This window comes from Streptomyces sp. NPDC031111, from assembly GCF_055570675.1.
In genome coordinates this window covers 1-13,315 of record NZ_JBVIGS010000039.1, presented here as the reverse complement: position 1 = coordinate 13,315, position 13,315 = coordinate 1, and the positions used below count along the sequence as shown (strand labels likewise).

Below are 13,315 nucleotides of genomic sequence, written 5' to 3'. Positions count from 1 at the left end.
CTGGCCCCCATGACGGAACTGCCCGCGCGGCGCCTGCTCCTGGTGCACGCACACCCGGACGACGAGTCGATCAACAACGGCGCGACCATGGCCCGGTACGCCGCCGAGGGCGCCCATGTGACGCTGGTCACCTGCACGCTCGGTGAGCGCGGAGAGGTCATCCCGCCCGGGCTCACCCACCTGAGCGGGGCCGCTCTCGGCGGGCACCGGCTCGGTGAGCTCAAGGAAGCGATGGGCGCACTCGGGGTCACGGACTTCCGGCTGCTCGGCGGCGCCGGGCGGTACTGCGACTCCGGGATGATGGGGCTGCCCGACAACGACGACCCCGGCTGCTTCTGGCAGGCCGACGTCGACCGGGCCGCCGGGCTGCTGGCCGAGGTGATCCTCGAGGTGCGGCCGCAGGTCCTCGTCACCTACGACGACAACGGCGGCTACGGCCACCCCGACCACATCCAGGCCCACCGCGTCGCCATGCGCGCCGTCGAACTCGCCGCCGACGAGGGCTGGACCGTCCCCAAGGTCTACTGGAACCGCGTACCCCGCTCCGTCGCCGAGCAGGCCTTCGCCCGCCTCGACGCCGACCTGGCCGACCTGCCCTTCGACAAGGCGGCCACCCTCGACGACGTACCGGGTGTCGTCGACGACGAGCGGATCACCACCGCCGTCGACGGCACCGCGTACACCGCCGCCAAGGCCGCCGCGATGCGCGCCCACGCCACCCAGATCACCGTGGCCGAACCGTACTTCGTGCTCTCCAACGAGCTCGCCCAGCCCTTCTTCACCACCGAGTACTACGAGTTGGTGCGCGGTGAGCGTCCCGAGGCGCGGGAGAGCGACCTGTTCGCCGGGACCGGGGAGGCGGGATGAGCGACCGGTCGCCCTCCGCGCTCGCCCAGCCGCTGCGGCCGCCCTCCGCCGGACGGGTCGTCGCCTGCCTGGGGCTGTTCCTGCTCGGCGCCGTGACCGGCGTGGCCGGGGCGCTGGTGCAGCCCGCCTGGTTCCCCGGCGGGCTGCTGCTCGCCCTCGCCGGTGAGGCCGGGCTGGTGCTGGGCGCCACCCGCGCCCTGCGCAGCCGGGCCGGGGGCGCGTGGGCGGCCGGCGGCTGGATGCTCATGGTCATCCTGCTCACCGCCAGCCGTCCGGAAGGCGATTTCATGTTCGCCGCGGGCGGCGGCTCCTACCTCTTCCTGCTCGGAGGCATGGCCGTGGCTGTGATCTGCGCCACGCTTGCCCCCGGGCGGCAACCGGACGGCGACCGCGCCCGACTTGGCAAGTGACGTACCACTTCGCCGCGTCATGGGCGTGCGGGTCCGGTGTGGGTTTCCCCAGCGGTACTGGGATACGGGCCGGACATGGCCAGTAAGGTGGTGCGCGCCGCCGAGCCTCCCTCGAAACCCTCGGCTTCGCCCGAGCAGGGGGGACCCCCACCGTGAGGTCGTGACGGGCGGCGGAGCCAACCGGGAGAACCTGCCTTGAGTCGTGAAACTGACACTCCGTCCTCCGGGCCCAACGGGCGCGGCGGAGCCGCCTACCCGTCGGGCACCCCGCCCTACGGGATTCCGGCGATTCCGGACGAGGGTACGGACGCGGGCCGTTCGGCGGCCGCGCGGCCGGAGGAACGCAAGACCGAGACCACGCTGACGACGCGGATCCGGATCAACATCCCCGGATCGCGGCCCATTCCGCCGGTCGTCGTGCGCAAGCCCGTCACGGACGCGGACAGCAAGGGCACCGCCGACGCCGAGGCGGCGGAGCCGTCCCCGGCCCCGGCGGCCGACCCGGTGGAGCCTCCCGGCCGGCCCGACCGGGAGCCGGCCGAGGAGAAGCCGGCCAGTGACTGGTTCGCGCCGCGCAAGTCGGCCCCGGGCAAGGGCGGTACGGGCGGCGGCCAGCCCAACGGGGCGGGCGCGCCCGGCGGTTCGGGCCCCGCCGCGGGCGGCCCGGCCCAGACCCCTGCCCCTTCCGCGCCCGGCGGCGCACGGCAGGGCGCCGGGCGTCCCGGTGGTGTGGTCGGCTCCATGAGCGCGCCGGGCGGACCCCGCCCCGGCGGCACGAAGAATTCCGGACCCACCGGCGCGACCGGTGCGACCGGCGGGCCCGTGGCCCCCGGGCACGGCGGCGGCACCGGCTCCTTCGACGTGACCGAGGCGCTGGCCGGCGGACCGGTCGGCGGCCCCGGCACCCGTCCGGGCGCCGGGCACGGTGGTGAGCCGCGCCGCGACGACCTGCCGTTCTTCGCCGACGAGGCGCGCGGCGACCGCGACGGCCGCCCGGGACAGGCACCCCAGCCCGGCCGGCGCGGCCCGCAGGGCCCCGCCGGTCCGACCACCGGACCGGCGACCGGTTCGAGCCCGGTCGCTCCCCCCGCGGGCAACGGCCCCGGCGGCCCGGGCGCTCCCGCCCGCCCCGGTGCCGAGGCGGCCCACGGCACCCCCGGCGGCGGTCTGAGCGACGACACCGCGATCCTCACCCCGCAGCGGCCCGCCCAGCCCGGCACCCCCGGCTACGGGCCCCGCCACGACAACGTCTCCGGGCACACCGTCACCAGCGGCATCCCCGTCGTCCCGCCGGGCGCCGCCTTCGGCGCGGGCGGCGCCACCGACGGCCCGCCCCCGCGCACGCCGCACACGCCCCCCAAGCTGCCCGAGCCGGTCTCCCCGCCCCCGGCGAGCTCCTCGAAGCCGGCGAAGAAGAAGGGCCGCAACAAGCTCGTCCTGCTCTGCGGCTGCGTGGTCTTCCTCGCCGGGGTCGCCTACGGTGCCGGCCTGCTGATGAACAGCTCCGACGTGCCCAAGGGCACCACCGTGCTCGGCGTCGACATCGGCGGCGGCACCCGCGACGAGGCCGTGAAGAAGCTCGACGCGGCACTCGACGAGCGGCTGAACAAGCCGCTGAAGCTGTCCGTGGACGGCAAGACCGTCGAGCTCCAGCCCGACAACGCGGGCCTCCAGATCGACACCGACGCCACCGTCGGCGAGGCCGCCACGAGCGACTACAACCCGGTCAACGTGATCGGCTCCCTCATCGGCAACCACCGTGTCGTCGAGCCGGTCATGCCGGTCGACGAGGAGAAGCTGCACGCCGCCCTGGAGGACGCCGCCGGCGGCGCCGGATCGGTCACCGAGGGCTCGATCAAGTTCGAGTCCGGCAAGGCCGTCCCCGTGTACCCCAAGGCCGGCCAGGGCATCGACGTCGCCAAGGCGACCGACGTGGTGACGGCCGCGTATCGCACCCAGATCGAGACGGGCGCCGCCGCCTCGGTGAACGTACCGACGACCGCCCAGCAGCCGAAGGTCACCAAGGCCGAGGTCGACCGGATGATGAAGGAGTTCGCCGAGCCGGCGATGTCGGACATCGTGACGGTGCAGACCGACGCGGCGCACTCGATCCCGATGAGTCCCGAGAAGTCGCTCTGGAAGTTCCTCAGGGTGCAGGCCGTCAACGGCAAGCTGGTGGAGAAGCCCGATCTGAAGGCCCTGGAGGAGCTGTACGGCCAGACCTTCGACGGGGTGCTCATCACCCGGGGCAACGGCAAGAAGACGCCCGTCACCCCGCAGGACGTCTACGTCGCCCTCCGCCTGGCGCTGACCAGCGAGACCGACCGCGTCGCCGTCATCCCGACGAACCCCAGCTGACGCGACACCCGTGAGCGGGCGCCCGGTGACGCACCGGGCGCCCGTGTCCCTCAGTTGAGCAGCGCCCTGGCCGCCCGGGCCTGCCCCCGCACCTGTTCCGCCGCCGGCTCGTCCACCGCCGCCACCACCTCCGCGTACGCCTCCAGCTCCCGCGCGCCGTCCCGGAAGTCGCCGCGCTGCACCAGCAGCTGCGCCCGCTCGTAGCGCAGCCTGGCCGGGTGCGAGGGCAGGAGCAGGGACAGGTCCACCGCCCACAGCCCCACGGCGGACTGCTCGGGGCGCGCCGCCGACCACGCCCGGATGTTGTTCAGGATGCGCAGGACCACGTCCAGCGTGGAGGCGGGCGTCAGCATCGACGCGTCCAGCGGCGCCCCCGTCGCCCCCGCGACCAGCAGCTCCGCGTCGGCACCGGTCAGCACCCGGCCCCCGTCGAAGGGGTCGGCCAGCACCTGCCCCTCCGCCTCCCCGAACCCGACGACGAAGTGCCCGGGCAGGGCGACGCCGTACACCGGCGCCCCGGCCCGCCGGGCCACCTCCAGCCACACCACCGACAGCAGGATCGGCAGCCCGCGCCGCCGCCGCAGCACCTCGTGCAGCAGCGAGGACTCCAGCCGCCGGTAGTCACCCGGGGTGCCGTGGAAGCCGTACCGCTCGCCGAGCAGCTCCCGCAGCGCCAGGGCCCAGGCGCGGGGCGAGCCGGGGCGGTAGGGCAGCTCACCGGCCAGCCGGTCCAGTTCCACCTGCGCCTCGTCCATGCCCGCCTCGTCCAGCGTGCCGTCCGCCTCCGCGCCCAGCAGCAGGCACAGCGTGGACAGGTCGGGCAGCTCGCAGCGGGCCTCCTCGGCGAACCGCCGGCGCAGTTCGGCGGAGCGCCCGGGCGATGGCGGGTGAGGGAAACGCATATCCGGTTCGTGCCCGCTCACGGTGATCCGTCACCCGCCGGAGCCGACGATTCCGGGGCGCGGTAGTGGTGGTACGCGTGGTGCGGCGCGAAGCCCATGCGGTCGTACAGCGCCCGCGCTCCCGCGTTGTCGTCCTCGACCTGGAGCCAGGCCGCCGAGGCGCCCTCGTCCAGCGCCCGCCGGGCCAGCGCGGCCATCACGGCGGTCGCCAGCCCCCGCCGCCGCTGCGCCGGGTCCACCTCGACCGCCGCGAAGCCGGCCCACCGGCCGTCCACGACGCACCGCCCGATGGCGGCCGGCGCGTCCTCGCCCGGCACGGTGGCGAACCACACCGAGGGCCCGCTCCCCAGCACCCGCAGCGCCACCTCGCCCACCCCCTTGCGCCGGTACCGGGCCAGCCACGCCTCGTCGGCCTCCCGCGACAGCACGACCCCGGACGGCTCCCCGCCGAGGTCGGCGACCGGCGCCAGCGGGCCCACCCACAGCTCGGCGGTCACCTCCCGCACCCAGCCCCGCCGTTCCAGCTCCGCGCCCAGCAGCTCCTGGGCGTCCTCGGCGCCGGTCGCGGTCTGGACGTAGGCGGGCAGCCCGCGCGCCGCGTACCAGTCGCGTACGGCCGTCAGCGCGGCGTCGAGCGGCATGCCCGGGTCACCGAGCGGCAGCACCGAGTTGGCCCGCCGTGTGAACCCCTGAGCGGCCCGGAGCTCCCAGTCGCCCAGCCGCTCGCTCTCCACGGGCCGCCAGGCCCGCGCCGACACCCGCGCCAGCTCCTCGTACGAGGCCGCGGGACCGCGCCGACGCGCCGGAGCGGACGGGACCACCTTGCCCGCGACCAGCGCGGACTCCGCGATGCGGACACTTTCCCCGCTCTTCCTTGTGATCCGCAGCACACCGTTGTCCCATGATGTGAGAACGCCGACCGTGTCGGTGAACTTCTCACCCGAGGGACCATGTTCGATCAAGCTCCGTACGGAGACCCGTTTTCCCACGTCAGCAGTGGTGATACGGACCTCGAGGCGCCCGGCGGCAGAGATTTCCACAGGTCAGTTCACCCCTCCTGTTCGGATCATGCCCAAGAACGGAGATACTAGGGGCGGGCATCGACGACGCCGCGCTCCCGCGCGCCAGGCGGCGGAGCCTGAGGAGGCCCGCCAGCGCCCTATCGAGGAGGAACGACAGCGTGACCTACGTCATCGCGCAGCCTTGTGTCGACGTGAAGGACAAGGCGTGCATCGAGGAGTGCCCGGTCGACTGCATCTACGAGGGCCAGCGGTCCTTGTACATCCACCCGGACGAATGCGTCGACTGTGGTGCCTGTGAGCCGGTCTGCCCGGTCGAGGCGATCTTCTACGAGGACGACACTCCGGAGGAGTGGAAGGACTACTACAAGGCGAACGTCGAGTTCTTCGACGAGCTCGGCTCGCCCGGCGGCGCCAGCAAGCTCGGTCTGATCGAGCGGGACCACCCGTTCATCGCCGCGCTGCCGCCGCAGGCGTAGCCGTCCCGCGAGCAGCGGCACCCGTACCGACGTGCCGCCCTGGTCCCGTACGGCCCGATCGTCCCGGTCGCCGTACGGGGCCGAGGTGTTCGACGTACCAGAAAGTGAGCCCGTGCCCGTGTCCGCAGTCTCCGACCGGTTGCCCACCTTTCCCTGGGACAAGCTGGAGCCGTACAAGAAGACGGCCGCCGCGCACCCCGACGGCATCGTCGACCTCTCGGTCGGCACGCCCGTCGACCCGGTGCCCGAGGCGATCCAGAAGGCGCTGATCGCCGCGGCGGACTCGCCGGGCTATCCCACGGTCTGGGGCACCCCGGAACTGCGTGACGCGATCACGGGCTGGGTGGAGCGCCGACTGGGCGCCCGCGAGGTCACCCACCACCACGTCCTGCCGATCGTCGGCTCCAAGGAACTGGTCGCCTGGCTCCCCACCCAGCTCGGACTCGGCCCCGGCGACACGGTGGCCTTCCCGCGCCTGGCCTACCCGACGTACGAGGTCGGCGCCCGGCTCGCCCGCGCGGAGCACGTGGCGTACGACGACCCCACCGAGCTGGACCCTGCGAACCTGAAGCTGCTCTGGCTGAACTCCCCGTCCAACCCGACGGGCCGGGTGCTGTCCAAGGAGGAGCTGACCCGGATCGTGGCCTGGGCCCGCGAGCACGGCGTCCTCGTCCTCTCCGACGAGTGCTACATCGAGCTGGGCTGGGAGGCCGACCCGGTCTCGGTGCTGCACCCCGACGTCAACGGCGGGTCGTACGACGGCATCGTCTCCGTCCACTCCCTCTCCAAGCGGTCCAACCTCGCCGGCTACCGCGCCGCGTTCCTGGCCGGTGACCCGGCGGTCCTCGGCCCCCTGCTCCAGATCCGCAAGCACGGCGGGATGATGACCTCCGCGCCGACCCAGGCGGCGGTGGTGGCGGCCCTGGGCGACGACGAGCACGTCCGCGTCCAGCGGGAGCGCTACGCGGCCCGCCGCACCGCCCTGCGCGAGGCCCTGCTCGGCCACGGCTTCCGCATCGAGCACAGCGAGGCCAGCCTCTATCTGTGGGCCACGAGGGACGAGTCCTGCTGGGACACGGTCGCCCACCTCGCCGCACGGGGCATCCTGGTCGCCCCCGGCGACTTCTACGGCCCCGCGGGCAAGAACTTCATCCGAGTAGCCCTCACGGCCACAGACGAACGAGTCCAAACAGCAGTAACCCGACTGGCCTGACCAGGCCCGCTGCGGCTGTGCCAGGCGCCCCCGCCCCGGGCGTGCCCGCCTGGCCCAGCCCGCCCCGGCCCAACCTGGCTGTGGGCACGGCCCGCCCGCCCCGGCCCACCCGGCTGTGGGCAGTCGTTCCGCAGGGCGATGGGGGTACCTCCCATGCCTTTCGGGCAATGGGGGAGGGTGGGCACAGCCACGAACGCCGGGCCACCGCTCGGCGAACGCTCACAGCACCCCGGCCCCGGGCCCGCGGCACGAGAACGGGGCCTGGGAACCCCCAGACCCCGTAGTCGTACGACAGCAGGCCGAGACCTCAGCCGACCGGCAGCCCCTTGACGGGCGAACCCCCCTTGCCGAGGGAGTCGGTCGGCAGCTCCTTCACCACAGGCGCGGCCTTCTTCACGGTGGACCCGGCCGCCGGCGCGACATCCTGCGCCACGCCGTCCACGGTGTTACCCGCCGCCCCGTCCAGAGCGGTCAGCCCGCCGAGGTTGGGGGTGGCCGGCAGCTCCGGCGCCGCACTGGCGGAACCGGCCGCACCGACCCCGGCGGCCGCTCCCGCAGCGACGATCAGCGCGGCACGGGCGATCCGACGGGTCAGGGGGAGGGACATGGTGCTCCTTCGACGGAGAGAGAACGGTGACGCAGTGACTACCGCTCGACCGCCGGGAAGGTTGCGGCGGAGCAACGCAAAGAGTTGGCAATGCGTCGCATTATCGGCCGTACATGACGCCTGCGGGTGACCCTCCGTACTCCTGCGCGATCACCGACTACGGCTTGGTCGTGATGGTCACGACCCCACCCGCCCCGTCGTCCGACCCCTCGGAGTTCTTGCCGTCCACCATCGGCCGCCACTGGCTGTCCGTGTTCCCGGCGGTCCACTCCCGCCCCGCGTACGACACCCGCTTTATGTGCAGCTCGGAGGCGTTGGCGACGGCCCAGTGGGCCAGCTGCCACCCGCGTGCCCCGGCGTCGGCCCCCTCACCGCCGGTGACGGGCACCCGCACCGTCCGCGCGTCCGAGTCATCGGCCGCCACCGAGGGCGAGGGCGCCGCCCCCACCTCCGCACCGGCCGGCTCCAGCGCGTCCCGCCCGAAGTCCCGGGCCAGCGCGGCACGCACCGCGTCCGCCCCCGCCGCCCGGGTCGCCGCCGGACGGCCCGCGCAGGTCAGCGTCGCCGCCGAGCGCCCCGTGAGGGCGGCGGCCAGCAGCGCGGCGTCCGGCTCGTGCTTGGCGTACGCCTGCGGGAAGCCGCTGCGCTGCACCCGCTGCGCGGCGACGGTGAGCGGCAGGCGGGTGTAGCCCGGCACCTCCACCAGGTGCTCGTAGAACTTCCCCGCCGCGTACGTCGGGTCCATGATCTCCTTCGGCGTGCCCCAGCCCTGCGAGGGACGCTGCTGGAACAGGCCCAGCGAGTCACGGTCGCCGTGGTCGATGTTGCGCAGCGACGACTCCTGCAACGCGGTCGCCAACGCGATCGTCACGGCCCGCTCGGGCAGCTCGCGCGCGGTGCCCACCGCGGTGATCGTCGCCGCGTTCACCGCCTGCTCGGGCGAGAACTCGTACGTCGCTCCGTCGCCCGTCGCGGAGACGACCTTGCAGCCCGGTCCGCCCGCGCCCCCGGTGACGTACTGCACCACGAGGTAACCGGCGACCGCGGACAGCACCACGCAGGCCGCTCCGCAACGGAGGAGACGGCCGTGACGCTTGCGCTTGGAGGGGAGGGACGGCTCTGGCACGCGTACAAGGTACTGGAGAGTACGGTTCCTTGTGAGCCGGGTGCGGACAGTGACTCGCCGCACGTCGGGTTAGGGTCGTCGGCATGGCCGACACCCCGCTTGACCTCACGCTGGACGCCGCGCGCCTCACCGCGCAGCTCGTCGACTTCCCCTCCGAGAGCGGCACCGAGAAGCCGCTCGCGGACGCGATCGAGACCGCGCTGCGCGCCCTGCCGCACCTCACGGTCGACCGGTACGGCAACAACGTCGTGGCCCGGACGCGGCTGGGCCGCCCGGAGCGGGTGATTCTCGCCGGTCACATCGACACGGTGCCCATCGCGGACAACGTCCCCTCCCGGCTCGACGGCGACGGCACGCTGTGGGGCTGCGGCACCTGCGACATGAAGGCGGGCGTGGCCGTCCAGCTGCGCATCGCGGCCACGGTCCCCGCTCCCAATCGCGACCTGACCTTCGTCTTCTACGACAACGAGGAGGTCGCGGCCGACCTCAACGGACTCAAGCACGTCGCCGAGGCGCACCCCGAGTGGCTGGAGGGCGACTTCGCGGTGCTGCTGGAGCCCTCCGACGGACAGGTCGAGGGCGGCTGCCAGGGCACGCTGCGAGTGCTGCTGAAGACGTCGGGGGAGCGTGCCCACTCCGCGCGCAGTTGGATGGGCTCCAACGCCATCCACGCCGCCGCCCCGATCCTCGCCCGCCTGGCCGCGTACGAGCCCCGCTACCCGGTGATCGACGGACTGGAGTACCGCGAGGGCATGAACGCGGTCGGCATCTCCGGGGGAGTGGCCGGCAACGTCATCCCGGACGAGTGCGTGGTCACCGTGAACTTCCGCTACGCCCCCGACCGCAGCGAGGAGGAGGCCCTGGCCCACGTCCGCGAGGTCTTCGCGGACTGCGGGGTGACGGACTTCGTCGTGGACGACCACAGCGGCGGGGCGCTGCCCGGCCTGTCCCACCCGGCCGCGGCGGCGTTCATCGAGGCGGTGGGCGGCACCCCGCAGCCCAAGTACGGCTGGACGGACGTCTCCCGCTTCTCGTCACTGGGCATCCCGGCGGTCAACTACGGTCCCGGAAACCCCCACTTGGCGCACAAGCGGGACGAGCGCGTGGACACCGCGAAGATCCTCGCGGGGGAGGAGCGGCTGCGGTCCTGGCTGACGGCATGACGCGAACGGGGTTTGCGCCGCTGCGTGCCGGACATGCTGAGGTCCCTCGGACGTAACCCGCGTAGATCTACGCTGAGGTGGAACGACTGGCACGACGGAGGGAGCGCACATGGCTACCGGCAACCCCGAGGGGAAGCAGCAGCCGCCGGAGGAGAAGCGCCTGGGGCCGGTCCTCCGCCGGCGGGGCCAGGTCCAGGCGAGCACCACCGACCAGCGGCTGCTGGACGAGCGCGCGCCCACGGACTGGGTCCACACGGACCCCTGGCGGGTGCTGCGCATCCAGTCGGAGTTCATCGAGGGTTTCGGCACGCTCGCCGAACTCCCGCCCGCCATCAGCGTCTTCGGCTCGGCACGCACACCGGTGGACTCGGTGGAGTACGAGGCCGGTGTCCGGCTGGGCCGGGGCCTGGTCGACGCGGGCTTCGCGGTGATCACCGGCGGTGGTCCGGGTGCCATGGAGGCGGCCAACAAGGGCGCCTGCGAGGCGAAGGGCATCTCGGTCGGCCTGGGGATCGAGCTGCCCTTCGAGCAGGGGCTGAATCCCTATGTCGACATCGGCCTGAACTTCCGGTACTTCTTCGTCCGCAAGATGATGTTCGTCAAGTACGCCCAGGGCTTCGTGGTGCTGCCCGGCGGCCTCGGCACCCTGGACGAGCTCTTCGAGGCCCTGACCCTCGTCCAGACCCAGAAGGTCACCCGCTTCCCCATCGTCCTGTTCGGCACGGACTACTGGGGCGGCCTGGTCGACTGGCTCCGCCACACGGTCATCGCCGGGGGCAAGGCGGCGGAGAAGGACCTGCTCCTGTTCCACGTCACGGACGACGTGGACGAGGCAGTCGCCCTGGTCTCAAAGGAAGCGGGCCGCTAGGCGCTTCCTTTTGAGACCCCTCTTCCAACCCACCAATTCGGGCCCACCGACCAATTCGGGCCCACCGACCAACGCGGGCCCACCCACCGAGTCGGGCCCGCCCACCCACCCACCAAGTCGGGCCCGCCTTCCCACCCACCGAGTCGGGTGGTGGGTGGGCAAAGGCCCGGGGGTCCGGGGGCGGAGCCCCCGGGGACGGGACGGGAAGGGGCGGCGGGGGCGAACACCCCCTACGCCAGCCCCCTCCGAGCAACAGCAGGCTCCCGCTCCCCCGCGATGGCGGACACCATGTCCAACACCTGCCGAGTCTCGGCAACCTCGTGCACCCGATACACCTGAGCCCCCAGCCACGCGGACACCGCCGTCGTCGCCAAGGTCCCCACCACCCGCTCCTTCACCGGCCGGTCGAGCGTCTCGCCGACGAAATCCTTGTTGGACAACGAAACGAGCACCGGCCACCCCGTGGCCACCATCTCCCCCAACCGCCGCGTCGCCTCCAGACTGTGCCGCGTGTTCTTCCCGAAGTCGTGCCCCGGATCGATCAGCACCGACTCCCTCGGCACCCCCAGCGAGACCGCCCGCTCAGCAAGCCCCACGGTCACGTCGAGGATGTCGGCCATGACGTCGTCGTACGTCACCCGGTGCGGCCGCGTCCGCGGCTCCGCACCGCCCGCGTGGGTGCAGACCAGCCCGACGCCGTACCGCGCGGCGACCTCCGCGAGCCGCGGGTCGACCCCGCCCCACGCGTCGTTCAGCAGATCCGCGCCCGCCTCGCACACCGCCTCGCCGACATCGTGCCGCCAGGTGTCCACGCTGATCACGACGTCCGGGAAGCGCCGCCGGACCTCCGCGACGAAGCCGACCGTCCGCCGCGCCTCCTCCTCGGCCGTGACCTCCTCGCCGGGCCCGGCCTTCACCCCGCCGATGTCGATGATCGCGGCGCCGTCCGCCACCGCCTGCTCCACCCGCATGAGCGCGGGCTCGTCGAGGAACGTCGCGCCCCGGTCGTAGAAGGAGTCAGGAGTCCGGTTCACGATCGCCATGATCACCCGGTCGTGCGCTGCGAATTCCCGCCTGCCCAGCCTGAGCATCCCCTGTGACCTCTCCTCGTACGTCCCGTCTCGGCCGCCCGCGACACCGCCCGGCGGCCCCGGCTGTCAGACTCGCATGGCACGATCGGAGCCACACATCCGACTCCGACTCATCCGACCGTGGGGGCCCCGGCGATGGTTATGTTCCTGTTCCTGGTCGTCGCGCTCGCGGTCGTGGTCGCCGCGGTGACCCTCGCCGTGGTGAGCGGCGGTGACAACGCGCCGCTGCCCGAGGCCTCCCCCGAGCGCCTGTGGGACTCCCTGCCACCGGACCGCCCGGTCAACCGCGCGGACGTGGACGGCCTGCGTTTCCCGCTCGCCGCCCGCGGCTACCGGATGGCCGACGTGGACGACGCCCTCGGCCGCCTCGGGGCGGAGCTCGCCGAGCGGGACGCCCGGATCGCCGATCTGGAGTCCGCGCTGGCCGGCGCCCGCGCCGCCGCGGCCCACCTCTCCATGGACAAGCCGGCCACGCACCGGGAGGACGAGCAGCAGTGAGCGAGAAAGCGGCAGCCGCCGTCGTCGGCCCGGACGGCGCCCCGCGCTGCCCCTGGGCGCTGTCCACCGCGGACTACGTGAGGTACCACGACGAGGAGTGGGGCCGCCCGGTCCACGGCGACGACGCCCTCTTCGAGCGCCTCAGCCTGGAGGCGTTCCAGTCCGGGCTGTCCTGGATCACCATCCTGCGGCGCCGCCCCGGCTTCCGGGCCGCCTTCGCCGACTTCAAGATCGCCAAGGTCGCGGAGTTCACCGACACCGACCGCGAACGCCTGCTGGCCGACGCCGACATCATCCGCAATCGCGCCAAGATCGACGCGACGCTCGCCAACGCGCGTGTGCTGTCCGAGTGGGCGCCCGGCGACCTGGACGCCCTGATCTGGTCCCACGCCCCCGACCCGGCCGGCCGCCCTGCGCCCAAGACCCTGGCCGACGTCCCCGCGGTGACCCCGGAGTCGACGGCCCTGTCCAAGGCCCTCAAGAAGAAGGGCCTGCGCTTCGTCGGCCCGACCACGGCCTACGCCCTGATGCAGGCCTGCGGATTGGTGAACGACCACCTGGAGACGTGCGTGACGAGAAGCCTGCTCTGAGGGGCGCGGGGGGGGGGGGGGGGGGGGGGCCCCCCGACCACCCCCCCCCCCCCCCCCCCCCCCCCCCCTCCCCCTCCCCCCCCCCCCCCCCCCCCCCCCCCCCCCCCCCCCCCCCCCCCCCCCC

14 protein-coding genes are annotated in these 13,315 nt (G+C 73.5%); 9 read left to right on the top strand and 5 right to left on the bottom strand.

Features of this window, described 5'->3' with window-relative positions; translation table 11 throughout:
- Positions 1 to 9 precede the first annotated feature (9 nt).
- The 3 genes from mshB (at position 10) to ACZ470_RS38980 (ending at position 3,635) form a co-directional block, all read left to right on the top strand.
- The gene (gene mshB / locus ACZ470_RS38990) at positions 10 to 867 is read left to right on the top strand and encodes an N-acetyl-1-D-myo-inositol-2-amino-2-deoxy-alpha-D-glucopyranoside deacetylase (protein ID WP_468434707.1); all 858 of its coding nucleotides are present in this window, start codon (positions 10 to 12) and stop codon (positions 865 to 867) included.
- Entirely contained in the window at positions 864 to 1,277 is a 414-nt protein-coding gene (locus ACZ470_RS38985) for a DUF6113 family protein (RefSeq protein WP_468434706.1), read from the top strand. Before mshB ends, ACZ470_RS38985 begins: the two co-directional genes overlap by 4 nt.
- Before the next feature lie 195 nt (positions 1,278 to 1,472).
- Positions 1,473 to 3,635: a hypothetical protein gene (locus ACZ470_RS38980; RefSeq protein WP_468434705.1), complete on the top strand. Its 2,163-nt coding sequence runs from the start codon at positions 1,473 to 1,475 to the stop codon at positions 3,633 to 3,635.
- 50 nt (positions 3,636 to 3,685) lie between these two features.
- On the opposite strand, the gene ACZ470_RS38975 is transcribed toward ACZ470_RS38980, so the two are convergent.
- A complete protein-coding gene (locus tag ACZ470_RS38975; RefSeq protein WP_468434704.1) occupies positions 3,686 to 4,537 on the bottom strand; it encodes a transglutaminase family protein in 852 nt (283 codons plus the stop codon).
- Between the two features lie 17 nt (positions 4,538 to 4,554).
- A complete protein-coding gene (locus ACZ470_RS38970) occupies positions 4,555 to 5,577 on the bottom strand; it encodes a GNAT family N-acetyltransferase (RefSeq protein ID WP_468434703.1) in 1,023 nt (340 codons plus the stop codon).
- 140 nt (positions 5,578 to 5,717) lie between these two features.
- Between ACZ470_RS38970 and fdxA the strand changes: the two genes are divergently transcribed.
- Together fdxA and ACZ470_RS38960 are read left to right on the top strand one after the other, a co-directional pair.
- Entirely contained in the window at positions 5,718 to 6,035 is a 318-nt protein-coding gene (gene fdxA, locus ACZ470_RS38965; RefSeq protein WP_004926152.1) for a ferredoxin, read from the top strand.
- A 118-nt stretch (positions 6,036 to 6,153) separates the two neighbouring features.
- Positions 6,154 to 7,248: a bifunctional succinyldiaminopimelate transaminase/glutamate-prephenate aminotransferase gene (locus ACZ470_RS38960; RefSeq protein ID WP_468434725.1), complete on the top strand. Its 1,095-nt coding sequence runs from the start codon at positions 6,154 to 6,156 to the stop codon at positions 7,246 to 7,248.
- A gap of 307 nt (positions 7,249 to 7,555) precedes the next feature.
- Here the strand turns inward: ACZ470_RS38960 and ACZ470_RS38955 are convergent, their stop codons facing one another.
- Positions 7,556 to 7,855, bottom strand: a complete 300-nt coding sequence (locus ACZ470_RS38955) for an ATP-binding protein (protein WP_468434702.1) — start codon at positions 7,853 to 7,855, stop codon at positions 7,556 to 7,558.
- A 157-nt stretch (positions 7,856 to 8,012) separates the two neighbouring features.
- Positions 8,013 to 8,981: a VldE C-terminal domain-containing protein gene (locus tag ACZ470_RS38950; protein ID WP_468434701.1), complete on the bottom strand. Its 969-nt coding sequence runs from the start codon at positions 8,979 to 8,981 to the stop codon at positions 8,013 to 8,015.
- Positions 8,982 to 9,064: 83 nt separating this feature from the next.
- Between ACZ470_RS38950 and dapE the strand changes: the two genes are divergently transcribed.
- On the top strand, positions 9,065 to 10,144 hold the full coding sequence (gene dapE / locus ACZ470_RS38945) for a succinyl-diaminopimelate desuccinylase (RefSeq protein WP_468434700.1): 1,080 nt from the start codon (positions 9,065 to 9,067) through the stop codon (positions 10,142 to 10,144).
- A gap of 109 nt (positions 10,145 to 10,253) precedes the next feature.
- Positions 10,254 to 11,012 (top strand): LOG family protein, encoded by a 759-nt coding sequence (locus tag ACZ470_RS38940; RefSeq protein ID WP_468434699.1) that lies wholly within the window; start codon positions 10,254 to 10,256, stop codon positions 11,010 to 11,012.
- Positions 11,013 to 11,242: 230 nt separating this feature from the next.
- On the opposite strand, the gene folP is transcribed toward ACZ470_RS38940, so the two are convergent.
- Entirely contained in the window at positions 11,243 to 12,103 is an 861-nt protein-coding gene (gene folP, locus ACZ470_RS38935; RefSeq protein WP_468434698.1) for a dihydropteroate synthase, read from the bottom strand.
- 141 nt (positions 12,104 to 12,244) lie between these two features.
- On the opposite strand from folP, the gene ACZ470_RS38930 reads away from it, so the two are divergent.
- Both ACZ470_RS38930 and ACZ470_RS38925 read left to right on the top strand, forming a co-directional pair.
- Positions 12,245 to 12,601: a DivIVA domain-containing protein gene (locus ACZ470_RS38930; protein WP_468434724.1), complete on the top strand. Its 357-nt coding sequence runs from the start codon at positions 12,245 to 12,247 to the stop codon at positions 12,599 to 12,601.
- Positions 12,598 to 13,191: a DNA-3-methyladenine glycosylase I gene (locus tag ACZ470_RS38925; protein WP_468434697.1), complete on the top strand. Its 594-nt coding sequence runs from the start codon at positions 12,598 to 12,600 to the stop codon at positions 13,189 to 13,191. Before ACZ470_RS38930 ends, ACZ470_RS38925 begins: the two co-directional genes overlap by 4 nt.
- Positions 13,192 to 13,315 lie beyond the last annotated feature (124 nt).

Coding starts and splice junctions, on each gene's coding strand:
- mshB (WP_468434707.1), top strand. CDS start 10: ATGACGGAACTGCCCGCGCGGCGCCTGCTCCTGGTGCACGCACACCCG.
- ACZ470_RS38985 (WP_468434706.1), top strand. CDS start 864: ATGAGCGACCGGTCGCCCTCCGCGCTCGCCCAGCCGCTGCGGCCGCCC.
- ACZ470_RS38975 (WP_468434704.1), bottom strand. CDS start 4,537: ATGCGTTTCCCTCACCCGCCATCGCCCGGGCGCTCCGCCGAACTGCGC.
- ACZ470_RS38955 (WP_468434702.1), bottom strand. CDS start 7,855: ATGTCCCTCCCCCTGACCCGTCGGATCGCCCGTGCCGCGCTGATCGTC.
- dapE (WP_468434700.1), top strand. CDS start 9,065: ATGGCCGACACCCCGCTTGACCTCACGCTGGACGCCGCGCGCCTCACC.
- ACZ470_RS38940 (WP_468434699.1), top strand. CDS start 10,254: ATGGCTACCGGCAACCCCGAGGGGAAGCAGCAGCCGCCGGAGGAGAAG.
- folP (WP_468434698.1), bottom strand. CDS start 12,103: ATGCTCAGGCTGGGCAGGCGGGAATTCGCAGCGCACGACCGGGTGATC.
- ACZ470_RS38930 (WP_468434724.1), top strand. CDS start 12,245: ATGTTCCTGTTCCTGGTCGTCGCGCTCGCGGTCGTGGTCGCCGCGGTG.